Source organism: Bradyrhizobium sp. CCBAU 45384, from assembly GCF_028128665.1.
GTDB classification, from domain to species: domain Bacteria; phylum Pseudomonadota; class Alphaproteobacteria; order Rhizobiales; family Xanthobacteraceae; genus Bradyrhizobium; species Bradyrhizobium manausense.
The window spans coordinates 1-22,714 of record NZ_LBIZ01000080.1 but is presented as its reverse complement, the minus strand read 5'-3'; the positions used below and the strand labels follow the sequence as shown (position 1 = coordinate 22,714).

The following is a 22,714-nucleotide window of genomic DNA, read 5'->3' as shown; positions in this document are numbered from 1 at the left end:
GCCCGCTAAACCATGACCGGAGACCGAGCATGCGGTTCAAAGGCTCCACGATCTTCGTCACCGGCGGCGCCGGCTTCATCGGCTCGGCCGTGGTGCGGCACCTCTTGCGCGATACCCAAGCGCGGGTGGTGAACATCGACAAGCTGACCTACGCTGCCAATCTCGAGTCCCTGCCCGGCGCGACAGGAAATCCGCACTACGCATTCGAGCAGCAGTGCATCTGCGACGGCGCGGGTCTTCGAAAACTGTTCGACAAGTACCAGCCGGACGCGGTGATGAACCTCGCCGCCGAAAGCCACGTCGACCGCTCGATCGACGGCCCCGGCGAGTTCATCCAGACCAACATAGTCGGCACCTTCACCATGCTCCAGGAGGCGGTGCGCCACTGGCGCAGCCTCGCCGGCGAGAAGCGGGAGCGCTTTCGCTTCCTGCACATCTCGACCGACGAGGTGTTCGGCTCGCTCGGCGCCGACGGCTTGTTCACTGAGACCAGCCCCTACGCGCCGAACTCGCCCTATTCAGCCAGCAAGGCATCGTCGGACCATCTGGTGCGCGCCTGGCGGGAAACGTATGAGCTGCCCACCTTAGTGACCAACTGCTCCAACAATTACGGGCCCTATCATTTTCCCGAAAAGCTGATTCCTCATATGATCATCAAGGGATTAGCCCGCGATCCTCTTCCCGTTTATGGCGACGGTCAAAATATCCGCGATTGGCTCTATGTCGAGGACCATGCCAAAGCGCTGACACTTGTACTGGAACAAGGCCAGATCGGCGAAACGTACAACATTGGTGGTCGCAACGAGCGCACTAACCTGCATGTCGTCCGGACAATTTGCGATCTACTCGATGATCTTGCTCCGAATGAAAGTGGCTCGCATCGTCAGCTTATTTCCTTCGTGAGCGATCGCCCCGGGCACGATCGTCGCTACGCCATTGACGCGTCGAAGCTTGAGCGAGAACTCGGTTGGCGCGCCGGCGAGTCTTTCGAAAGCGGTATTCGAAAGACTGTACGTTGGTACATCGAGAACAAGCCATGGTGGCAAAGTATTCTGAACAGAGGCTATCAAGCTCAACGGCTTGGACGCGCCTGACAAGTGGCTCGCCTAGGCAGGACGGCCAATGCCTCTCGGCATGGGGTTAACAACCGACGCGAAGATGTCCTCCCGTTTCGAGGCAAAGCAAACGCCAGTACTCCGGCCAAGCCTTCATCCCACCCAAATTTGCTGCAAAGTTAGTTCGGAAAAGTTGTTCCGCGTACGCGAGCTCCGGGGGGAAGCCCTCTTAAATAAAATGCCTAAAACGATTAAGTCGAGGACCAGGCGCGGGAGCGCCGGCCCTTTCCATTGCGCAAGACCGGGCATTCACCCTGTGATTATTTACTAGTTTTAATTTGTTTAAATTGATGGTATTTAAATGCGAGTCAACAAGGAAAGGATGGACGCTTGCCTCCTGAAGACAGAGACGGTCTTGAGTTCTTGAAGACCTGCGGAAATTCGCCGCGGTCACGCCGCCAGCCATGACCATGCTGCTTCCAGCTCCCTAACGTCAAACGCCATGGCGCGCTCCAGAGGAAACTCGGGTGGCCTCGTTTAGTTCGGGGATGAACTTGTGCAGCTGCCTTCGCTCTCGTGCACGTCATAAGTGCCAGCGGTCGGTGTCCATGGCTTTCCAGCGATGATCTCACAAACCGGATCGTTGCAAGCAACCAGATGCACTAATTTTAGTATGCCAACGAACGCCCGAAAGAGTCCTTCAATGCCTGCCGAGTTGTCATTCTCAGAGAGCCGTTGATCCGCATGCCTTCAGCCACATTTCGCGATCCTTCCGCTTCGCCAGGTAGCTTTACAAAAATGCGCAGGTTGTCCCGGAAAAAGGCAATAAATCGTGGCGCCGATTGCGCGGAAGGTCGACGCCGGCTTGGGGCAAAGCCGGAGGAACGGCTAATGCCAAACACTCTCCAGGAGCAATTGGAGCGGGTTGAGCGCGAAATTCTACTGTACTTAGAATTTGATGAGGTCGAAAAAGCTCGGTTTGATCGCGAGTCTTATTTATGGACGGCCGAAGATCGTATCGAGTGGCAGGAAATACAAATTGGGAATGCTGAACAACTCCGTCGATTGCTCAGAGAGCGTGAAGCCTTGCGTAGGAACCTGAGCCCATAATGGAGGCGGACGCCGGTTAGCTGTCGATAGTTTCCCCATAGACCGAACAATTGCAGAGCAAATCGGCGAAGCTGGGCACGCTGCAGAATTCCCGCAGGAAAACGAAACTGGCCTCTCATTTCCGAAAGAAGCGCCGGCGGAAGCGTAGCAAGAATCATATTGCGTTCGTCCGGGGACAGGCTTGTTTGATCTGCAAGACCAGCCCCTCGGGCGCTCACCACCTCAAGTTCGCATAACCATGAGCGCTCGGGCGCAAGGTCACCGACGAATTTACTATCCCCTTTGCAGGACCAAAATTGCACCGACGCCGCTCCGATCTGATCCCGAAGCATAGTCGATCAGAAGCATCCGGATCATCAACTCGTGATCGATCGAGGGCCGGCCAGTTGGGATTGCTGCCCAGCCTCACCCCTTATCATCCCAAACTGCAGTCACCCGATCGAGCTCGTCATGGAGACGCTTTTGCAGTCAGGGCTTTACCGGCTTCGCTCCCAGGGGCGTCTGCCGTACGCATCACGATCCCAGGGGCGGGCCGTCGTTGCGGCTTTGTCGTCCTCTGCGGCTTTTGCGCGATCGGCTTTGACTTGTTCTCGATCGGTCAGAGGAGGCTTGGTGGAGGGCACGCCCGTCTGCGCCAAAGCCGGAGCCATGGTGAGAAGCGCAACGATGGTAATGAGCTTTGTCATCCCCGCCTTTAACACGGCTGCGGGGACGTGTCCGATTTAGTTGCCGCCCCTCATCGAGGAAATAGCCGGGCGTCTGAAGGATCCCCGTTGCTGCGTCGAGGCGGCGCCGAAGCCGGCGAGACTGACGATAGCGGGTGGCTTAGCCCGCGGCATCTGCGGCCGCTCAACACGCCTTCGGCTGCATCGGTCACTCCAGATGGGGATGCAGGCGCCCGGGCTTTAAGCGACAGTGTCGCCATGGTCGAGGATGCCATCCGCGACTGCTCGCGACGCAAAGAGCGCAGCCTCGATCCTTTCCTCGGCTTCCGGCACAAGCTTGATCGCGGCCGCGTTCATCGGCCGGACCGGCTACGGCATCGAGATTGCCTCGCGTTATTGCGATATCGCGCTTCGCCGTCTCAAGGCGGTGTGCGGCCAGAGACAATGCTTTCATCGACAGGAGAGACGTTCGAACAAGCAGCCTCCCGGCTGCCAAGGAAGAGGCGGCCTAGGCAAGCCGCGAAGGCAAGAGAGTTTGGCCGGCGCCGATGCAATGCCGGCCGGAGCTTACTCCGATCGAAGCTGCGTACTCGCTGAGCGGCTGGCCGCTGGATGTCCGATGTCCGATGTCCGCTCGACTCCTAACAGCGGCGAGAAAGCGGACATTTCGCAAGGTCGCTGAAGGGCCATTTTCAGACTACCACGCGCCTCTAAATCATACTGCCCGGCATGAAACAGCGAATAGTCGGATGGCCGTCCTCATAGTAGGGCCAGACAACCGTTCTCCCGAAGCGGTTGGGTCCCTTCACGACCGCAACGTCCGGAACGTCAATCCACTCGTTCGCAAGAAAGACTTGGAAATGCCCGTTCTGGCTTCGCCAATCTGTGTCCCGCAAAGTATTTCCGTCGGAAAGAGCGCAGCAGGCCTCTCCTCCTTCGGATTTCAATTGCTCGAACCATTTGTGCATTTCCGGATCGACCTGCGCGTATTTGCCTTCTGGATCGCGAGCCGCCACGGGGGCGGACATCAGCAGCAATGCCACCATCATCGATCTTACGGTGTGGGTATTCTGCAACCGGGCTCTCATAAGAGCCCCCCTGCTCAAAATTCAATTGTTTGAACGCGATTACGCCGAGTAGTAAACTCACCTCCGGGGCAATCGGAACGGAGGGAAATGCATCAACGACATCTCCCGGAGACGGGGCGCTCGGGCCCAAATATTCCCTATTCCAACTGAACGGGTTGACAGTCAGTAGGCCTGACCGCCCGCCCCATCACAACTAGAAGAAATGATGGAGCCCCGAAACGTAGCAATGGTTTTCCGCCAGTTCAACCTGAAGTCAATTCGGCGCGGCTACGGGCCTTCTGTGGAAGTGCAACGACGCTGACCTTTCTCAACGCAATTGAACCTTTGCGGAATCCCTCGGACCAACAGTTAAGCAGTTCACATGGTTTCAAGTAGACCAGGATTAGGATGAGTATGGAATTTGTGGTGGGAATATCTTCTAATCCAAGACAGGGGAAATCCCATGAAGAGAATGTTTCTGATGGTGACCGCCATTTCGATCATTGGAAGCGTGGCCGTCAATCACGCCAACGGATGCGCACTGCAGCGTCCAACTTTTGAAGTTACAGGTTTCCCGATCTCCGGGCATCAAGTAGCGGTGCTGGGCTCGGCCCAGGTGGAGGAGAGTGCGGCTGAACCGACGCTCATGTTAGCTGGGATGCCGGCTTCTCCCAGTCAGATCGAGATTCTGACGAGGCCCCGAAAAACACGAAAAATTGTCGAGGCTTCAGCAGATGCCAGTCTGCTCACCGTTGGCGTGGCGAGACCGAGCAGAAGCGCTGGAGAGGCATCGTGTGGCTCTGAGTGATCCCGCGGATCACGTGGTATCTTGCGCCCGCCTTCGGCGGGTTTTTTTTGCGCTTGCGCGTGAGTGACAGCCCTATTGGGATCGCATCGATCGTAGAAAAAGCACGATCTTCTTTCGATCCTCAACGGACGAAAGACCTCCGTAGGGAGTCATTTTGTTCCCGGGAACGACCTCATCTGGATTGGCTATGAAGCGCGCGAGTTTTGCTTCATCCCAGATGAAATCACTGTTCCTCATTGCTGCCGAGTAATTGTAGTCCGGCAGCGATCCCGCTTTCCTTCCAATGATCTGGTGCAAGTTAGGGCCAAGACGATTGTCGTCCTTTTGGATCGAATGGCAAGTTCGACAAGCGTTGTTGAACACCTGTTGCTCTGCGCCTTTCGAGAGAACGTCCTGAGCCAAAGGCCAGGACGGCGGCACCAGGTACAACATTGCGCTCGATACCACGAGGCCCAGCCGGCCGATACGCTTCATGCCAACCTCCGATCGCCTGCGAAGGGCGACTGAAACCGCCGACTCAGTCATTCCAGCTGATACCGGAAGTCCAGCCTCGACCGGCCATCCGCCTCCAGTCGGCTCTGGGGTCAATCGCGTCGGTTTTGGCCTGACACCGCGCGCTTCCGCTCAAGCCTGTTGAGCGGAAGTGTCGGCGCTGTCAATATCCGAACGGGTTAGATCAGAAGCTTTCGTGAGCAAGATTGCCCGTTCTCCTAGGAACAGGCTGCCAACGCGTTTGTTGTTGCGTCTTAAGGTACACGAGAGGAGACGATCATGGACCGAGAACATGTAAAGGGCGTTGCCGACAAAGCAAAAGGCGCCATCAAAGAAGGTGCCGGTAAGCTCACTGGCGACAAGGACATGGAGGCCGAAGGTAAAATCGATAAGGCTAAGGGATCTGCCCACAATGCCGCTGGAGATGTGAAGGACGCCGCGCGGGACGCCGCTGACGCCCTCAAGAAATAAGAAGAAAGAAGCCACAATTAGCCGCCTCCGGGCGGCCCTTTCTTTTTCGTTCGGACACTACGAAGGGCTGGGGAAATGGTCTCACGAATCCGCCGGGACGTCGCTGGATAGGGACGCGCTTGTTCCAGATTTAACCTCTGGCGGCGACATCAAGCTTAATCCGCGTCTTCGATTGCACCGAAGTTAGATGGCGGTAGCCTTTCGATTACCGGACATTGCCCTTAGTCCGGTCCCACTGGCGAGGCCGCCGCGCCATTATATTCGACGCGGCGGCCTCCCTTTAAACGCCTTAAGATGAGCTTCATTTGGTAAATGGCCCTACGGCAACCGGCTCGATCTCGTTGAGATGCGACGACAGATCACGACCTTGCGCTCGCAACGCTCTGATAGTCCTGTCGTCACATCGCGACTGAATCGCTTTTTCGTTAGGATCGCTTTTCTCGCAGAGCGAAAAGACGCGGCGCACGCCCGACATCGGCGCGAACGCCTTCCAGACGGCCGCCTATACTGTCAGCAGCGATCCTGATTGCCGGGGCCCGACAGCGCGCTGCTGACCCAGCGCAGCCGCCACGACAATCTGTGCCCGATGCTGTGACGTGGTTCACAGTGCTATCGCAGATCAAGCCAAAGATGATGACGCGCAACGAAGCGCAATTCTGAATAGGAAGCCGCCGGAGGCGGACGCGACCAGGGTGCTTCCCGTCGTTGCAAGATTGCGTTGAGCAGAACGAGACAGGTCGGCAACTGAGGCGGCCGCTTTCTTAGAAGCTACTCTGAATGACCGAATAAGCGAGAGCCGCCGAAAAAACGCTTAACCCAACGATAGCGACTTTGAAAACGAGGACGGCAGTCATGCTGTGCCTCCGTGTTTGCAAATCACCTTTAATCGTACGCCTTCATAGGGAGTTTGCAAGCAACCGCAGATTCTGCGGAGGTGGGGCAGCAACCTGGAACGATAGATTGGGCCGCGCAACTGAGGCGAGAGGTCTACAATCCGATCGTACGCTGTAGATGGCGAAGCACCGACAAGGTGCTGTCGGTGTAATGGCGCTCGTTCCAACGCGTATCTGCCTCGTACGCAAGGAATGCGGCAATGATGATGGCAAATCCGATCCTGCCCATGAAAATATCCGTCGCGATCTAAATACTTCCAACATAGCGCGGAAGACGAAGAATGGGTTGCCCGTTAGGACGACGCTTTCAAAAAATTTTCGCGCATCAGATTGAGCTGGGTGAAAGTCTCTTAAGGGATGCAAAAGACGGCGCCCGGACACGTTCACTGGAGCACCCGATTGTTTAACCGGACTCGCAGGCTGGTTCCATTTTTGGAACCTGTCAATGTGCACGATGAGCACGCCGTTGAACTACTAGCCGCACGCCATTGCTTCCGATTCCAGACTCAGGCTTCTTCATCGAGCCGGAATTGCCTCAACGGGGACCAAAGTGCACGGCGAAGCCGGATGCATCGTTTGTTGCCAAGCCAGAACGCTGATAGCGCTTTTTCCGGTGGCTGAAGGATGCGAGCTAAAGCTCTACGAATGTGCCGGCTGTGCTAGCAGCTTGTGGCTAATCACTAGAGCATCGACACCAAAGCGCGGCAAAAAAGAAGCGCAGCTTATGACAATCGACGCTGCGCTAAATGTCGCTGCCCCGGGGTACGATTGCCGAAGAAACCTGTGAGGCGGGAATAGGGTTCGTGGCGACCCTCCGACATGGCAAAGCGGCAGGACGAGAAAGCCGGCGCACGATATATTTCGTGATTGGAACCGATTAACTTGTTTTAATTTATGTAGCTAAGGTATTTAATATCTGCCGCCTAGCAATCATAGGGTGGTTCCCATGACTTCGGAAGACGAAGATCGGCGTGAGTTTTTGAAGACTTGCGGAAAATTCGCAGCGGCCACACCGCCTGCCATGACCATGCTGCTGTCGACCTCCCTCATGTCAAACGCAATTGCGCACTCCGGAGTTGGAGGCGTCCGGCACGAGCACCACGAACACCATCACCACCGCGACTAGCGACAGGTGATCTTTCTGAAGGGACATGAGGCCCCCTTGCAGGGCGGCCTCAATCCATTGGGCCAAATTCTCTCACGGCCCTCTTCGCGATCTCGTCCGGGTCATGAGTGCCCGCGGCGTCGATCTCGATTACCTTCCGCGCGACTATCTCGCTGATCGGATCGTTACGATTGACCAAATCTAGTGATTTCAACGTGGCAGCGAACGCCTGACGGAGTCGTTCAGCGTCTCCCGAGCTGGTATTCCCTAATAGCCGATTGATCGGCATAGCTTCTAGCCCCGTTAGCCACCCCTCATTTTAGGGAGGCTCGCCAAGCGGGATGCTAGCAAGCATTTCAGGTATTTTACAAATGCAATTTGGAAACTTCAGCCCGAGCAATGGTAGACTGCGGCGGAAGACACGGAAGACCGGGAACGCTTTGCGGAGTGTAGATTTTTCCCGATGCCCTTCCCCTAGAGGGCGGCGACCCTAATCGGCCCCAGCTTCATCCCCCGCCCGGAGCTCATCCTATTTGCCAATGAATGGTCCCACTTCGCTCTGCTTGCGTCGGAAGTCGAGCGGAGGTCATGGGAGATAGCAGAGCAGAGTTAATGCAATCCGATTTTGGGATAATCTGATCTGGGATCACGTTAAGTGCCGCCGAATCACAGCTGTCCCCGGCTGCCATGGAAAAATCGCTTCAACCCGCCGAATACGCCCGCCTGATCGAACTTCTTGTCGCAACGCGACATAAAGCCGGCATCCGTCAACAAGCGCTGGAAGCTCCGCAAGCCGCAATCTTTCGTCGCCAAATATGAAGGCGGAGAACGCCGGCTCGATGTGGTCGAGTTCATCACCATCGCCGAAGCGCTGGGGGCCGATCCGTTGAAGCTATTTAATGCGTTCTTGCAAGCAAGGCCGCGGTAGCAGGCCCCGTTGCTCGCCTGGCAGGTCTGCGCAACGGCTCTTGATGACCGAATGCTCGCCGGCCGCACGGGTAGCGCCGGATTGAGAACTTGAGGGACGCAGTTCATGACCACGAAAGTGCGGACAGCACCGAGATGCCGCTTGCCGGATCACCACGCGTAACGCACGACGCCCTTGCCAGCATAGCTGCGCGTCACGTTTGAGAACTCTCCCTCGAAGGTCGCAGCCGCCGACCAGCCATTCAACCGCTTTTTTTCGGCGCCGAGGCCGTAACCAGCGCCGAGTCGGATGCCACGTGTTGTTCGAGGCGTTCACCCGATACGCGGCAATCGCGTTGATTCCGCCGTTGCTGGAGAAGTTGTTGTCCCCATGACGTAGACGAGATTCGGATGCGCGGGATCGACTGCCAGCGCTATGTTGACCGGAGCTTGTGCGCCGCCGTTGACGTTTGGGGCGGTCAGGGCCGTATAGGCGCCAGTGCCACCGCTGGCGTTATAGTACAAACCCGTGAGCTTGAAGGTCGAGAGGTCGACGATGCCAATAGCCAGTATGCCATTGGCTCCGACGCCAAGCTTGATCGTCGTCTGGGTGCCGGCGGTAATCAATCCAGTATTCGCGGATGTGAACACGGCGGACCAGGTTGCGCCCCCGTCAGTGCTCTTGTAGACGGCCGTCTGATTGTTGGTCGCGTTGCTGCTCGCCGTCACGGCGGCGTAGAAAATATTGGCGTTAGCGGGGTCGCCGACCAGAGACGTGATCGGCCCCGTGGGCAAGCCGCTCCCGATAGCGCCTCCCACCGCCGTAAAAGTCGTGCCGCCATTGGTGCTGCGGTAAAGACCGCCGCTATAGAAACTGCCCCCCGCCTCCATGACTCGCGGCTCATAAGAAGCTGCCAAAATCGTCTGCCCGCGAACAGCCACATCGGTGATGCTTTGACCGGCCAGGGTCGGGTTCGCGATTGTTGTAAAGGAGGCGCCGCCATTGGTGCTGTAGTAGATCAGGCCCGGAAGATTCCCGAAATTTCTGGGGTCGGTGAACGTTGAGGCCGACGCAAAGCCGCCGTTCGAGGTTGCGCCCGTTCCGACAATGACGGTCTGATGTGTAAGGTCGGTCGGATCGAGCGTGACGCTGCCGATCGAGAGCGAACTTTTCTGGTCGGTTAGCGCCGTCCAGCTTGCGCCGCCATTTGTCGTTTTCCAGACGCCGCCGTTGACGCTGCCGGCATAGATAATGTTGGCGTTCGAGGGATCGGCCGCAATCGCCTCGATGGCACCGCTCACCGTCCCGTTGGGCGGATTGTCGCCACTTCCTACAGTGTTGCGATCGCCGACGGCCGGTCCAGGCCCTTCGGAGATGAACGCGGCTCCCTGTTGAATTTCGGCACGGGCTATTGCGGGAAGGACGGCAGTCGCCAGGAACACCGCGTAGGCCGTGCGAAAGCGCGAAATCTTGACCGAGATCGCGTGCCCACCCGCCATTCTACTCATCGCGCCGCCCGGAAACACCTATCAACAATTGGAAACAGAGTTACTGGTGCTTACAGGCGGAGTCGACGTGAGCTGCCGATTTTTCCCAAAAAAACAATATTGTTGCAGATGCGCACCAATTCAGAGGGCTCCCCAACAGCTTCTCACAATCCGTAAAGCTATGTCAGCGAGTTATGCCTTCGTCGTTTGACATTGCCGGCCTGTCCTGCACCAGCAATGGGGAAGAAGCTAGAACGGTCCTGCACCCGTTGGGGGAGTAAACTCTACTCCGGTTTAGCGCTGAGCGATCGGATGGCGCGCTTGCGCTGTGTGAAGGCGGCCCATTGCGCAGGATTGCGATCAGCGCGGAGGTATCGATGATCATCGTGACAACCCCCTGCTCATCATAGAGCAGGCAAAGATCGATACGGCTCCTTGAGTCGCTTGGCGCAAACCTTGCCGATCTTCAGCAAACGATCCGATAAGCGCAAGCCCTGTTCGCGGCGGACCCGCTCCAAGCGCTCGCGAACAGCGAGCGTCACTGCGGCCATCAGGGACTCTCCCGTGCGCTCCGCAAGCTCGGTCGCACTTTGCCCGCATCGCAGGACTGGCTGGCCCTCCTCAGGTGAGCCGCCCGCTACGACATCCGGTCCAATCCTGTTGGCGGTCGCCTATCGGCTGGCGCGACGACCGCGCGAGCCATACGGACGCAGGGGCGGCCTCCAGAATGGCGCCAGGCGGACTCGACATTGATGTCGGCTTCGCCTCGCACCGATGACGGCCAGGCAGAAGAAGCCAGGCGCTTTAATCGAGGAAATAGCCGTGTGTTTGAAGGATCACCGTCGCTGCATCGAGGCGGCGGCGAATCCTGCGGGACTGCAGATAGCGGGTGGCATAGCCAGCTGCAAAGCCAAGGGTGAGAAGACAGATGGAGAGTATCTCGAACAAGATTTCGCTCATGGTCTTGCGCCGCGCCCTCCATATCAGCCTAGCTGAGCCTCGCCATCAACAGCGCCGACTTCAAATCCCCGCATGTCTGGAGCTCGGTCGGCGGCCCCATCCGATGTGACAAAGCCATGATTTGTTTCGGGGAGGCTAGTTGATGGTCCTGACGGCAACCTTACAATCGCCGCCTGGAAGATGCGGGCCCAGACCTCGCCATCGGGCCCGCCGACGGACCCTTGACGGGAACATCACCCAATGAGGCGCGCAAGAGCAGTGCCTTCCCTCGACGCGGTGGGCCGGCAGCTCTTACAGGACCCGCCGTAGCGCGCCTCTTGGTCGAGAGAACGGCCTTGGCTTACTTTTGATCCACGTTGCTGGTCCCGGAGCCGGGAGTGCCGATCGGCAGGCCGTTCGCCGCGTGCCCGACGCCGACGCCTGGTGCGCTGACAGCACCCGGAGCTTGGTCTTGGGGAAGCGTCTTGACCCCCGTCCTTGCCTGCTCGGCGGGGCTCATCTGTTGGCCGTTGACGCCATTCGAGCCGTTTGTTGCTGTGATACCAGATCGATCAGTGCCACTTTGCGTGGTCTGACTGGAGCCGGTCGCGGGCGCCGTCCCATTTGGCGTCGGCGGCTGGACGTTCGGATTGGTGGGAGAGTTGTTGGTGTGCACGCCCGTGGTGGTCGCGTTCGTGCCCATACCGGATGGCGCTGAGGGACCGCCGTTCGCACTGCTAGATGTGCCCGTCCCTGCGCCTGAACTGGCGGCTGACCCGGCCGCGCCACCTGCGCCTCCGCCGGCACCACCCCCACCTCCGCCACCACCGCCTTGAGCGAGGACCGGGGCGGCGACGACGAGAGACAACGCGGTAGCAAGAAGAAGAGACTTTCGGTTCATTGACCTTCTCCCATGGAAAAGAGGTCAACCGCGCGAAAGTGGCGATAGTTCCTGTCCAACCGGCCATTGAACCTTTGTGAAAGGCGCGATCAATTCCCTGCTTGCAGGGAATTTTACAGGGACAACCCGCGCGAATGCCGGCCCCCCGCACAGTGAAAACAAACGAAAACGCCCCCGATTCAATCGTCTCGCGATGGGGGGCCCCAAAACCGAACAGGGAAATTCCGCAGGCGAACAGGGATTTGGCGCGCCGTGAGCAGGGAACGCACACAGGAGCTAACGAACTGTTTCGTCAGGTGTCGTTTCCTTTTGCTGACATGCGGCGCAGCGACGGCATTCATCGTGAGGACGATCAGCCGACTAATCGCACACGACGCAAACGAAACGACGCTACGGCTCTGGATGAGATCAGGCCCTGGCGAATCCACATCCAGAACCACAACGGCTCCTGAGCGCACGTGCCGCGTTCGTGGGATCTGTTGTGTCTAATGCTGCGGCATAGCTTGTCAAATATCGCCAGCCACCATGACGAAGGCGGGTCGCTCGCGAAGAATCTTTGGTGCGCTGTGCGAGACCAGATGACTGCGCTTGTGCGGATAGCCCGCACCTGGGAACAGTCCTTACATCGATAAATCGACGTCATCTTCGGCCGCCGCGCAAATCCAACACGCCACCACGTGTTAGAAATGCGCTACCGGACAAGTACGGGTGAGTCGGAATCCAATGGTCTGGTTGGCGAGCCATTGTTAGGCTCAGCGCTATGCGAATCTTTTGATAGAGGGCCATCGATGCCAAGGCGCGTAGATCCCCAATGGGGGCGGATCGGCATGGTGCGGCTTAAACCCGCGCAGATTTTTTCGCTCACTGATGCGCAATTTTACGAGCTCATCCAAGCCACGCCGCTTGCCCTCGGAGCCGCCCAAGAAAGCGAGTGTCGCGCCTGGCTCAACGAGATCGGCAAAGCCCTGCGCAGAGACCAGCTCAACAAGAGCAGCACCCACGCTGGGTGGAGGTGCACGAGGCGCTGGCCGAGGTGCGGGGCCAGGCGCGCGATTCCTAGAATGCGCGGCAAACCTGGGCCCAATGCCCGATTGGCCCGCCGAGCAACGGTCACTGGCACCTGAGGGGCCGCTGAACGTGTTTTGCGCGCTGCCCGAAACCCTCGACGCGTTTGCCGAGCAGGCCAGGCGTGAGGCCAAAAACAGCGGCGCGCCGACCGCGCAAGTCACGGCTTTTGCCGAGGCGGCCGAGCGTCTGGCGAGGGCGTTAAAGTGGCTGAACTTTGTCTCGCAACACTTATTGTCCAACGCTTTACGGCAGACAGGACGCGGGTCTTTCATGCGGATCGCCATGATCGGAACGGGCTATGTCGGACTGATATCTGGGGCCTGTTTTGCGGATTTCGCTCACGACGTCACCTGCGTTTCGCGTGGTCGGCCGCATATCCGCCTGCCGCAACGGCATCGACCTTCAAGGCTGTGACGTCGCAGCCGCGCAGCTTGCTATCGATAGCAACGTTGAACAGCGCGCCAGATCGCGCATCCGGCCATCGACTTGGAGCTAGGTTCGAATTGCCCAGACGTGCTTCGGACGGAGCGTCGGCTTTTGCGCCGACTATCTTTCCCTTATTCCACGGTATGCGCTTGGCGTGTTTCTCTTTGAAACTTGAGACGTCGATCATAGTGACCTTCCTCAGTTGATGAGGCCGGTCATTTTCAGGCGAGAAACCCTCTCGCTCGATGACCGCTTGCAGACAACCGGAGACGTCACCCGGTCCAAGCCGATCATCGGGAGGGGCAAAACGACCGCAGCAGACCCTTTAGACCATCCAGTCAAGAACGGTCGGCTGTCGTCAGACGAGCCAGCCGAGCAAGATTGCCGGTCGTGCATTTGCGCGCCAAAGGCGGCATCCGGGCAAGCTCACCGCCTGCTTTCGAAATGTCAAAAGTCCGTTAACCATCAACTTCGCTCCAATTTTAACAAGACAGCAGGACTGCTTGTTAGCGTGCCTTGGGCAAATCAACGTGGCGGATGCTGCTGTTTTCCGATTCGGCGGGCCGGAAATTCAGGGAGTGCGATCGCAATCGCTGCGATCGTGCGATGGGAACTAGCCTTCTCACCCGGAGATCTCGCCATGATGATCGAACGTCGAGCAATGGAGCGGATCCCAATCAACCGGGCCGCGCGGTTGTCATTTGATGGAATTCGTGGGACGCATCCATGCGTCGTGCGCGACATAAACGCCCTGGGGGCCTGCATCTCCACGCCTTACTACGTATTTGCGAATGAATTCGTGCTGTCGTCCGAGGGACATTCCGGAATCTTCATCTGCCGAGTTGTGTGGCGAAAGGTGACACTTTGCGGCGTTTGTTTCCTCCTGCGTCATCGTTGGCCGAAACCGGCGAACGATTCCGGCGAACTCACAAGCGTGGCGCGACATGATTGCTAAATCGTAAGCCGGTAGGGCGTTCAGGTGCTGATCGGCGCCTCTTCTTGCGTGCTGACGAGGCGGTCGTGTGGACTAGCCGCTTCCGCTGTTAGCGCCCGAACGCGAAGTTCGAGCGGGCTCCCAAATCGTCGGCTTATGGGGAGTAGACCGGAAGCGCCTTGCGGGAAGCTAAACCGCCGATTTTGACTCAAGGCGACATCCTAAAGGAATACCCAAATGCGCAGAGTCTTCAGTTGGCTCGTTGATCAACGAGGCTGCAAAGCAGCCGATTCCCAGTAGCTCCAGCGTGCTAGATAAACCTCTTGTGCCCGGTCAAACACGTTCTGCGCACCGAAACCGGTCATCAGTCACTTCGTCACCGACACGCGTGAAGCATCTGCAACTCCGCAATGCGATTGTCGGCGGGACGAAGCCGCCGACAAAGCTCGCGGTTGACATTCTGCATCACCATCATATACGCGTGGATATCGGCCTTGTAGTACGCGTAAAGCGGCGCTCGACCTGCATTGAGACCAAGAGATCGCAACTCGCGTCTGAGAGACCACCGAAGAACGGTGTGGCAAGCAAAAACGCTTTCAGATCGGGCGAGCTGATAGCCATTGACAAAATATACTCCCGCGACCAGCGGTCGCAAGCCGCCGAGACGTCGACGCTGCTGCCGCAGTCCACAGGACGAGCGCGGTGATCCAACTTCGGGAACTTGTCATGATCCGGATTTGCATCGCAAAGGTCTGTCGGGTCACACCCCTCGCCCAGCGGGCCGATCTAAAGACAGTCAGGGCCTCCATCGCCGGAAGCTTGCCGCCCAGCTTACAAAAAGTGGCACCAAGGTGTTCTCGATGGTGCTCGACTACTCATTGGTCGACCTGGGCGCGCTTTTCTCCGTTGGGACCTCCAAGTGGTCCTTCGCTCTCATCTCCGCACGTCGAGATCGCCTACCGCGCGGGCGCTTCCTTTCGCCCGTCAAAGACGAGCTCGAATGGAATCCAATATGCCTGTCGTCGTGTCGATGACGGTTACGGCCTGCTCAATCTTGCCTTGCCCCAACGGATATTTGGTACACCGCTCGGAGATCTGAACTAATCGTTTTCTTTCGCCGGTCAGGATCGTGCTGCTCTTGTCGACGGCAAACTTGACAATGTCCCGCATCGGATTCTTGTCACCGAAGTCGGTCAGATCTTTCTCCATGGTGATCAGATATTCGTAGCTTGCGAGTTCGTCGGAGATTTGCAGAAGTTCCCGGACAGTCGAGTTGACACACTCGGCGTCGCCGCCGGAAACATCAGGGCGCTTTGCGGTTGCAACAAGGTCGTTCATGAGGTTGGCAAAGAGTGGCTTAAGGCTCTCCGCCTGCCGGAAATCACTCTCGGACAGGACGCCCGCACCGCACACACCGGGTGAGACCAAGGCAAGCCCCAAGCCGGCGGCCAGCATCTTTCGGTGCGCTCGCGCTGGGAACGAAAACAACATGGTGCCCATCAGCCCGTGCATTTCAGCTGCTCTCCCTGCTCGCCCCTTATTGTTGGACGGTCGATCTTGTGCAAAGATCAGCCATCGTCGACTTCAGTTCACACTTGCTTTGCGTGCAGACATGTCGGCGTCTGAACCGCTCCCAAAGCCGGAGCATAAGAGCATCACCGACCGGCCGCAACGGGCGTTTCGCGCCGCGGCCCTTGACCGGGCTGCGTCTCCCGAGCAGCTCGATCATCTCGTTGTTATTACCAAGCCCGCTGACTGGATTCTGACCCTCGTGCTCTGCATTGCGCTCGTGGCGGCCGTGCTGTGGGGCATCTTCGGGCGCGTGCCCACTCGCGTCTCAGGCGAGGGTATCCTGATTGGCAGTGGCGGTAAGGTCGTCGACGCTGTATCCGCCGCAGCCGGACGGCTGCAGTCGGTCGCAGTTACGGTCGGCGATCACGTCAAGAAGGACCAACCCATCGCTCAGATCGTTCAGACCGAGATCCAGCAAAAGCACGACGCAGCTACCGAGGTCTTTCATGAACGCGAGCGGGAACACGCCGACCGGGTATCGAAAGCTGCAAGCGAGCTCGCCGCCAAGAGCCAGAACTTTGCAAAGCTTGAAATCGCCCTGCAACAGGTGATCAAGGCAACGAGCCAACGTATCGAGTATCTGACCGTCGACGTCAAAAATCTGGAGGATCTGCTGGCTAAGGGATACACGACGCGGCGCAATCTGGAAGAGCGACGTCAGGAGCTGACCGATGCGCAACAGCGCCGTACTGACGCCCAGAACGAGATCTTAAAGCTGCGGTCGCAGAAGACGGATCTGGAAACGGAGCGCGGGCGCGAAATTCAGCAGTCCGAGTTTGCGCTCAACGAGGCCCGGCGGCAAATGAATGCCGCCGCCGAACAGCTGAGCCAGAACACCCAAGTGATCAGCCCGATGGACGGGCGGGTTTTGGAAGTGAAGATTTCGTCCGGTTCGGTGCTAGCCGTCGGTACACCGGTTATTGCGATCGAAAGCGAAGGCACCAAGCTCCAAGCCGTCGTCTATGTTTCTGCCGAACGGGGCAAACAGATTAAGCCTGGCATGCAGGTGCAACTGGAGCCGAGCACGGTGAAGCGCGAGGAATTTGGCATGATGCTAGGCCAGGTGGTCAGCATCTCTGATTTCCCGATGACGCCGCAAGGCATGGGTGCGCTGCTGCATAACGAAAGCCTGGTTTCACGCTTCTCGCGCGACGGTGCGCCTTACGCCGCGATGGTTGCACTCGATGAAGATACCTCCACTGCAACCGGATATAGATGGGCCGTTGGCGAGGGGCCGAACATCCGTCTCACCAGCGGAACGTTGGCGCGGGCCGAGATCACAACACGCCGGCGGCGCCCGATCGATCTGGTGATACCCCTGCTCAAGCACCTCACGGGAATTGATGGATAAGCCCTCTCCAAACCAGCCACCCAGCGAGCGTGGCCGACCAAAATCCTACGTCAGCCGCATGGCGAGCTGGTTGCCGCAGCAACGCATCCGGCGGACACCCATCCTACTGCAGATGGAAGCCGTCGAATGCGGAGCGGCAGCCCTTGGCATTATCCTCGGCTATTACGGTGCGTGGATCCCGTTGGAGCAGCTTCGTATCGCATGCGGCGTATCGCGCGACGGCAGCAAGGCGAGCAACATCATCAGGGCGGCGCGCCGATACGGGCTGACGGCGAAGGGCTACAGCGTCGAACCACCGGCGCTCGCCGGGATTCCAACCCCGTGCATCATTCACTGGAATTTCAACCATTTCGTAGTCCTGGAAGGAATTGACAAGAAGTACGCCTATATAAACGACCCCGCGAGCGGACGTCGGCGGATCGATCTTGTCGAGCTTGACCTCGCCTTCACCGGCGTCGTTCTGGTGTTTGAACGGGGCGAAAGCTTCGAGAAAGTTGGCAGCAAACCGAAGGGAATAAGCCTGCTCATACGGGAGCTGCGCCACTCAAAGCAGGCGGTGGCCCTGCTAGTTGTGGTCAGCATCGCCGCGGTCCTGCCCAATATTGTTGCCGCGGGGTTCTCAAAAATCTTTGTCGATGAAATTTTGATTCAGCAAACGCGCAACTGGCTTGTGCCGCTCCTGATCGGCATGGCGCTGACGGCGACCCTCCGGGCCGTCCTGACGATCATACGTCAATCGCTGCTATTGCGGCTGCAGACCAAGCTCGCCGTCGTGATGACCAGCCGTTTTCTGTGGCGCCTCATGATGCTGCCGCTGGAATTCTTCACCCAACGCCACGCAGGCGATATTGCGGGTCGTATTGCAGCCAACGAACAGATCGCCCGTCTGCTTTCAAGCGGCATTGCAGCTAATGCGCTCAGCCTGATGTCGGTGGTCTTGTTCGCCGCAGCCATGGCCGTCTACGACGTCAGCCTGACCACTCTTTGCGTCGCAATCTCTTTGATAAATGTTCTTCTCCTGCGCCTTGTCGCTTCACGCCGCCAGGAACTGAGCTATCGGCTGGCGCTCGATCAGGGAAAGCTGCTCGGGGCAACCGTGAGCATGGTGCGGACTATCGAAACCATCAAAGCAAGTGGGTTGGAAGACGACGCCTTCGGCCGGTGGGCCGGTCTTCAGGCTAAGAACCTCAACGCCGAACAGAAGATCGGCGCCTCCGCCATCATATTGGACATGGTCCCGACCTTGCTCACGGGTCTCATGATCGCAGCGATTCTTGGTGTCGGAGGCTTGCGGGTCATTCAGGGCTCCCTGACACTGGGAAGCCTCGTGGCCTTCCAATCCCTAGCCTTGAGTTTCTCCGAGCCTTTCGTCAACCTCGTGAACTATTTCGGTGGATTGCAAACCATCAAGGGAGCACTCGAACGGCTCGAGGATGTCTACCGATACCCGCTAGCGCCGCAACCACCGACACATGCGAGTGCCTTGCCGCCGAAGCTTACCGGCCGGCTCGAACTTCACAATATCAGCTTCGGCTATTCGGTGCTCGAACCGCCCCTTTTGGCCGATCTTTCGCTGGTGATCCCTGCCGGTTCACGCGTGGCACTCGTTGGCATGTCGGGCAGCGGAAAATCAACCCTCGGCAAACTGATCTGCGGACTGTACAAACCCTGGTCCGGCGAGATTCATTTTGATGGATGTAGGCTGACGGATATCCCTGCGGACATTTTTGCGAACTCCGTCGCCTATGTCGACCAGGACGTCTTTCTGTTCGAGGGAACGGCGCGAGACAATTTGACGCTCTGGGATCCAACAACCGATGAGCGTCACCTCCTGACGGCGGCCAAGGACGCGCTGATTCATCAAGACCTTGCGACGAGACCAGGCAATTATGACTGCCACATAAACGAGGGCGGCACGAACTTCAGCGGCGGTCAGCGTCAGCGCATCGAAATCGCCCGAGCTCTGGTTTGCAATCCCTCGATCCTTGTCTTGGATGAAGCGACGGCTGCACTTGATCCGGTTACGGAAAAATCCATCGACGACAACCTGCGGCGCCGCGGCTGCACCTGCATCATCATCGCCCACCGCCTGAGCACGATACGCGATTGCGACGAAATCGTCGTGCTTGAACGCGGTCGCATCGTTGAGCGCGGCACGCATGAGGAGCTTCTTGCGCTTCAGGCCTCCTATGCCAAACTGGTGGCGCGCGAATGACGGATCGATTTGTCAGAGAGAATTTCGTTGGGCAACAACCCGAGGCGCCGATCGGTCTTCCGCACCGGACTTCGCTCGATGCGCGTCGCCCAATGCTTCTCAGCGACCACCAACATGTTCTTCAAGTGGCAGCCGGTCACGTCGATTTGTTTGCAGTTCGGCCGACAGGCACGCGCCAGCATTTGTTTCGTGTCGAAAACGGCGGATGCATTCTGGACTTGCACAATGCCTGCGAAACCTCGGGCAGCCGACTGCAAATCATCGCTGTCGGCCCGCCTGGGAATGCGCTTTTGGAGGTGCCGCGCAGCGCAGCGTCATTTGGCTCTGTGTCTAGCTGGATCGCCCAATTGGCGGTGTTCATGGTCCGCTCGGCGGCAAACGAAGCCATCTCCGAGTTGGTGAGCGGCGAGGCGATTGAGCTGCCCCCAGGCGAGCGACGTCGTGGTCCGATGCGGGACCTCGTGTGGGCACACCTCGACACCGGGACTGCAAACGTCATGGACCTCGGCTCGAGCTTCGCTCCCGGGCAGCCTCCCTTCCCTTTGACCGCTGGGATGTGGGTGGAAGCTGGCCAGCATGGGTGCAAATTGCGTCTCGACCCGAACCCGCCAGATACCCTGGTTCTCTGGCCCGCCATTGACCGATTCCAGATTGCATTCATTTCCCATCTTGAGCGCAGCCTGGCAGAGGGCCTCATTCGAGAGCGGGAACGCCTGCTCCGCCGCGACGAACTCACTGTGTCGCAAACGCTCGACTCGTTTGAGCGGCTCGCCGATGTCGTGGTCAAGAAAGCCGATCGCGCGCAATCCGAATGGGATCCGGCAGACCCGCTGCTTTGCAGTTGCCGGGTTGTCGGAGAAGAACTGGGAATACCGGTTGCACTTTCGCAGCGCGCTCAACCCACAAGACAAGCCTTCAGCGACATTCTGGAGATCGCTCGCACAGCCCAGTTGCGGACCCGCCGTGTGCTTCTGCGCGATGCCTGGTGGACGACCGATGCTGGACCGCTCCTCGGTTGGCACGGAGCCGAACGCAGTCCAGTGGCTCTGGTGCGCAAGCGTGCGAACACTTACACGATGTTCGACCCAAAGAGTGGAAGTCGCCGCTTGGTCGATCGCTCCGTTGCGGGTGAGCTCAAGCCGGAGGCCATCACTTTCTATCCGGCGTTGCCGTCCCACCCGCTCCAATATCGCGATTTGCTTGCCTTTGCGATGCGAGGCGTTTCCGACATCATAGCGCGCATCGCGTTGGCTGTTATGGTAATCGGCCTGCTCTCGCTGATGCCGCCACTGATCACCAATGTCTTGGTGAATTCGGTTATCCCGCGAACCGAGATCGACCAACTCGTTGTTTGTGCGCTTGCGCTGACGGTCACCTCTGTGGCGATCGCAAGCCTACAGGTCATGCAAGGACGGGTCACGTTAAGGCTCGAAGGTCTGCTCGACTACAAGCTTCAGGCCGCGCTGATCGACCGACTGCTTCGCCTACCAACCTCCCTGTTTCGCGAATATACCAGCGGCGATTTGGTCGATCGCGCCATGGGCATCGACGCCACGCGCCGGATCTTCACCGGACGTGTGCTGGGCGGCTTTACGGCCTCGTTCTTTTGTTTCTTCAGCATTGGGCTGATGCTTTACTATGACCTCCGACTGGGAAGCATTGCACTGCTGCTCACTATGGTTAGAGCGGCGGCAATTCTAGCCGCGAGCGCCTTGCGACTCTACTACGAAACCAAGCAGTTCAACCTGCAAGGCAAGGCCAGCGGCTTTGTACTGCAATTGATTGCGGGAGTGGGCAAGCTTCGCGTGGCCGGCGCAACGGTGCGCGCGTTAGCGCGCTGGTCGCAACAATTTGCCGTACAGAGGCGGTATTTCATCGCCTCGCAGCAAGCGGCCAACGCGCTGAGCACCTTTGACACCGCTTTTCCGATGCTGGCGACGTTGACCATCTTTGCGCTTGCTTCCTACACAAAGAGTCATATCCTACTCGACCTCGGCGCATTTCTCGGCTTTCTGGCAGCCTTCGGACAGACAACGGCCGCGATCGGCAGTTGGGCCTCGAGCGTCAGCGAGTCCCTAGTGGCCATTCCTCACCTCAGCCGCCTGAAGCCCGTGATTTCCACTCCTGCCGAGATCTCCGAAGAACGCCGATCGCCCGGAGAACTCACCGGAGAGATTGAACTTTCCGGCATAGTCTTCCGCTATATGAAGGGCGGGCCGAAGGTTCTGGATGACGTCAGCCTAAGCATTGCGCCGGGTGACTACGTCGCGATCGTCGGTCCCTCAGGCAGCGGGAAATCGTCGCTCTTTCGTTTGCTGCTCGGTTTTGAGCGAGCGGAAGCTGGCACGGTGTTTTACGATGGCAAGGCCCTCAACACGCTCGACATCAGCGCCGTGCGCCGGCAGCTTGGCGTAGTGCTGCAAGATACCAAGCTCGCAACCGGAAGCCTTTACGACAACATTTGCGGCGGCGTTGATCTGCCGCTGGAGAAGGCCTGGGAGGCCGCCCGACTGGCGGCGCTGGATGCCGACATTGCGCAGATGCCGATGGGCATGCATACGCTGGTTGCTGAAGGCGTGACTACGCTATCAGGCGGTCAGCAGCAGCGACTATTGATCGCCCGCGCTCTTGCGCGCTCACCACGGGTTCTTCTGTTTGATGAGGCAACCAGCGCACTCGACAACCAAACCCAAAGCATCGTCGGCACCTCGCTGGAACGCTTGAGCATTACGAGGATTGTGATTGCGCATCGCCTCAGCACCGTGCGCAATGCGGATCGTATTGTCATGCTGTCGCGCGGCAAGGTGGTGCAAGCGGGAAGCTACGCGGAGCTCATGAACGAGCCTGGGCCGTTTGCGGATTTTGCCAAGCGGCAGTTGCTCGAATCGGCTCAACGCTAGTCTAACGGCGACGGAGACGATAATCCGGACGCATCGCTAGGCCGGGTCATTGCCCGTGGATCTCTCGGCAGGTGGACACGAGTACGCTCGTTGGGCATCGACACCGTGTCGCGGCCTCTTTCCGCATTGCGCGAGCATGCTTGTGTCCATGAGAGTTCTCGATTGAAAAGAGTCCCCGCACACCCCCGGCAGCAACCATGGAGTGTGCGGGTATTGGTAACTTAGCCGATCGAACTGGTGTTCGACTGCGCGAGCAGCTGCGTGGCGGCAGCGGCACCACCGGCACCGAAGACGCTGGAGCCGCCCTGAGCCACACCAACCTGCGTCGCAGAGTTCGCCTGCGCGATG

Annotated in this window: 16 protein-coding genes and 5 pseudogenes; 11 read left to right on the top strand and 10 right to left on the bottom strand. The window is 58.5% G+C overall.

Features of this window, described 5'->3' with window-relative positions; genetic code table 11:
• Positions 1-29 precede the first annotated feature (29 nt).
• Both rfbB and XH80_RS04755 read left to right on the top strand, forming a co-directional pair.
• A complete protein-coding gene (gene rfbB / locus XH80_RS04760; RefSeq protein ID WP_271597552.1) occupies positions 30-1,094 on the top strand; it encodes a dTDP-glucose 4,6-dehydratase in 1,065 nt (354 codons plus the stop codon).
• 852 nt (positions 1,095-1,946) lie between these two features.
• A complete protein-coding gene (locus tag XH80_RS04755) occupies positions 1,947-2,165 on the top strand; it encodes a hypothetical protein (protein WP_271597551.1) in 219 nt (72 codons plus the stop codon).
• Between the two features lie 298 nt (positions 2,166-2,463).
• On the opposite strand, the pseudogene XH80_RS04745 reads toward XH80_RS04755, so the two are convergent.
• Together XH80_RS04745 and XH80_RS04740 are read right to left on the bottom strand one after the other, a co-directional pair.
• Positions 2,464-2,552, bottom strand: a pseudogene (locus XH80_RS04745) (transposase); the annotation flags it as partial.
• A gap of 988 nt (positions 2,553-3,540) precedes the next feature.
• On the bottom strand, positions 3,541-3,906 hold the full coding sequence (locus tag XH80_RS04740; RefSeq protein WP_245316653.1) for a hypothetical protein: 366 nt from the start codon (positions 3,904-3,906) through the stop codon (positions 3,541-3,543).
• A gap of 454 nt (positions 3,907-4,360) precedes the next feature.
• Here XH80_RS04740 and XH80_RS04735 point away from each other — a divergent pair, with 454 nt between their 5' ends.
• Positions 4,361-4,705, top strand: coding sequence for a hypothetical protein (locus XH80_RS04735; RefSeq protein ID WP_271597550.1), 345 nt, complete (start codon positions 4,361-4,363; stop codon positions 4,703-4,705).
• Positions 4,706-4,777: 72 nt separating this feature from the next.
• Here the strand turns inward: XH80_RS04735 and XH80_RS04730 are convergent, their stop codons facing one another.
• The gene (locus tag XH80_RS04730; protein ID WP_271597549.1) at positions 4,778-5,179 is read right to left on the bottom strand and encodes a c-type cytochrome; all 402 of its coding nucleotides are present in this window, start codon (positions 5,177-5,179) and stop codon (positions 4,778-4,780) included.
• Positions 5,180-5,476: 297 nt separating this feature from the next.
• Between XH80_RS04730 and XH80_RS04725 the strand changes: the two genes are divergently transcribed.
• The 3 genes from XH80_RS04725 to XH80_RS04720 all read left to right on the top strand — a co-directional run bounded on the left by XH80_RS04725 (position 5,477) and on the right by XH80_RS04720 (position 8,594).
• Positions 5,477-5,668: a CsbD family protein gene (locus XH80_RS04725; protein ID WP_057741240.1), complete on the top strand. Its 192-nt coding sequence runs from the start codon at positions 5,477-5,479 to the stop codon at positions 5,666-5,668.
• A 1,839-nt stretch (positions 5,669-7,507) separates the two neighbouring features.
• A complete protein-coding gene (locus tag XH80_RS43875; protein ID WP_439405781.1) occupies positions 7,508-7,687 on the top strand; it encodes a hypothetical protein in 180 nt (59 codons plus the stop codon).
• 715 nt (positions 7,688-8,402) lie between these two features.
• Positions 8,403-8,594: a transcriptional regulator gene (locus XH80_RS04720; protein ID WP_271597548.1), complete on the top strand. Its 192-nt coding sequence runs from the start codon at positions 8,403-8,405 to the stop codon at positions 8,592-8,594.
• Between the two features lie 149 nt (positions 8,595-8,743).
• On the opposite strand, the pseudogene XH80_RS43870 reads toward XH80_RS04720, so the two are convergent.
• The 4 genes and pseudogenes from XH80_RS43870 to XH80_RS04705 all read right to left on the bottom strand — a co-directional run.
• Positions 8,744-8,886 (bottom strand): annotated as a pseudogene (locus XH80_RS43870) (autotransporter outer membrane beta-barrel domain-containing protein); the annotation flags it as partial.
• A 19-nt stretch (positions 8,887-8,905) separates the two neighbouring features.
• Complete coding sequence (locus XH80_RS04715) at positions 8,906-10,072, bottom strand: WD40/YVTN/BNR-like repeat-containing protein (protein ID WP_271597547.1); 1,167 nt, start codon at positions 10,070-10,072, stop codon at positions 8,906-8,908.
• A 392-nt stretch (positions 10,073-10,464) separates the two neighbouring features.
• Positions 10,465-10,611, bottom strand: a complete 147-nt coding sequence (locus XH80_RS04710) for a hypothetical protein (protein ID WP_442869111.1) — start codon at positions 10,609-10,611, stop codon at positions 10,465-10,467.
• A gap of 253 nt (positions 10,612-10,864) precedes the next feature.
• The gene (locus XH80_RS04705) at positions 10,865-11,020 is read right to left on the bottom strand and encodes a hypothetical protein (RefSeq protein ID WP_271597546.1); all 156 of its coding nucleotides are present in this window, start codon (positions 11,018-11,020) and stop codon (positions 10,865-10,867) included.
• A 2,218-nt stretch (positions 11,021-13,238) separates the two neighbouring features.
• Between XH80_RS04705 and XH80_RS43700 the strand changes: the two are divergent.
• A pseudogene (locus tag XH80_RS43700) lies at positions 13,239-13,346 on the top strand (NAD-binding protein); the annotation flags it as partial.
• 1 nt (position 13,347) lies between these two features.
• Here XH80_RS43700 and XH80_RS04695 read toward each other — a convergent pair.
• A pseudogene (locus XH80_RS04695) lies at positions 13,348-13,581 on the bottom strand (tyrosine-type recombinase/integrase); the annotation flags it as partial.
• Positions 13,582-14,034: 453 nt separating this feature from the next.
• Between XH80_RS04695 and XH80_RS04690 the strand changes: the two are divergent.
• On the top strand, positions 14,035-14,349 hold the full coding sequence (locus XH80_RS04690) for a PilZ domain-containing protein (protein ID WP_271597545.1): 315 nt from the start codon (positions 14,035-14,037) through the stop codon (positions 14,347-14,349).
• Positions 14,350-14,704: 355 nt separating this feature from the next.
• Here XH80_RS04690 and XH80_RS04685 read toward each other — a convergent pair.
• Positions 14,705-14,949 (bottom strand): annotated as a pseudogene (locus XH80_RS04685) (hypothetical protein).
• 363 nt (positions 14,950-15,312) lie between these two features.
• Entirely contained in the window at positions 15,313-15,840 is a 528-nt protein-coding gene (locus XH80_RS04680; RefSeq protein ID WP_271597544.1) for a hypothetical protein, read from the bottom strand.
• A 100-nt stretch (positions 15,841-15,940) separates the two neighbouring features.
• Between XH80_RS04680 and XH80_RS04675 the strand changes: the two genes are divergently transcribed.
• The 3 genes from XH80_RS04675 to XH80_RS04665 are packed head-to-tail and all read left to right on the top strand — an operon-like array spanning position 15,941 to position 22,366.
• The gene (locus tag XH80_RS04675; RefSeq protein ID WP_271597543.1) at positions 15,941-17,251 is read left to right on the top strand and encodes an NHLP bacteriocin system secretion protein; all 1,311 of its coding nucleotides are present in this window, start codon (positions 15,941-15,943) and stop codon (positions 17,249-17,251) included.
• On the top strand, positions 17,244-19,466 hold the full coding sequence (locus tag XH80_RS04670) for an NHLP family bacteriocin export ABC transporter peptidase/permease/ATPase subunit (RefSeq protein ID WP_271597542.1): 2,223 nt from the start codon (positions 17,244-17,246) through the stop codon (positions 19,464-19,466). Before XH80_RS04675 ends, XH80_RS04670 begins: the two co-directional genes overlap by 8 nt.
• Complete coding sequence (locus XH80_RS04665; protein ID WP_271597541.1) at positions 19,463-22,366, top strand: NHLP bacteriocin export ABC transporter permease/ATPase subunit; 2,904 nt, start codon at positions 19,463-19,465, stop codon at positions 22,364-22,366. The genes XH80_RS04670 and XH80_RS04665 overlap by 4 nt, the downstream gene beginning before the upstream one ends.
• Positions 22,367-22,714: the final 348 nt, after the last annotated feature.

Bases quoted from the DNA above. Each gene is read 5' to 3' on its own strand.
- XH80_RS04710 (WP_442869111.1), bottom strand. From the start codon at position 10,611: ATGGCCGCAGTGACGCTCGCTGTTCGCGAGCGCTTGGAGCGGGTCCGC.
- XH80_RS04670 (WP_271597542.1), top strand. From the start codon at position 17,244: ATGGATAAGCCCTCTCCAAACCAGCCACCCAGCGAGCGTGGCCGACCA.
- XH80_RS04680 (WP_271597544.1), bottom strand. From the start codon at position 15,840: ATGCACGGGCTGATGGGCACCATGTTGTTTTCGTTCCCAGCGCGAGCG.
- rfbB (WP_271597552.1), top strand. From the start codon at position 30: ATGCGGTTCAAAGGCTCCACGATCTTCGTCACCGGCGGCGCCGGCTTC.
- XH80_RS43875 (WP_439405781.1), top strand. From the start codon at position 7,508: ATGACTTCGGAAGACGAAGATCGGCGTGAGTTTTTGAAGACTTGCGGA.
- XH80_RS04690 (WP_271597545.1), top strand. From the start codon at position 14,035: ATGATGATCGAACGTCGAGCAATGGAGCGGATCCCAATCAACCGGGCC.
- XH80_RS04730 (WP_271597549.1), bottom strand. From the start codon at position 5,179: ATGAAGCGTATCGGCCGGCTGGGCCTCGTGGTATCGAGCGCAATGTTG.
- XH80_RS04725 (WP_057741240.1), top strand. From the start codon at position 5,477: ATGGACCGAGAACATGTAAAGGGCGTTGCCGACAAAGCAAAAGGCGCC.
- XH80_RS04705 (WP_271597546.1), bottom strand. From the start codon at position 11,020: ATGAGCGAAATCTTGTTCGAGATACTCTCCATCTGTCTTCTCACCCTT.
- XH80_RS04755 (WP_271597551.1), top strand. From the start codon at position 1,947: ATGCCAAACACTCTCCAGGAGCAATTGGAGCGGGTTGAGCGCGAAATT.
- XH80_RS04715 (WP_271597547.1), bottom strand. From the start codon at position 10,072: ATGGCGGGTGGGCACGCGATCTCGGTCAAGATTTCGCGCTTTCGCACG.
- XH80_RS04735 (WP_271597550.1), top strand. From the start codon at position 4,361: ATGAAGAGAATGTTTCTGATGGTGACCGCCATTTCGATCATTGGAAGC.
- XH80_RS04665 (WP_271597541.1), top strand. From the start codon at position 19,463: ATGACGGATCGATTTGTCAGAGAGAATTTCGTTGGGCAACAACCCGAG.
- XH80_RS04675 (WP_271597543.1), top strand. From the start codon at position 15,941: ATGTCGGCGTCTGAACCGCTCCCAAAGCCGGAGCATAAGAGCATCACC.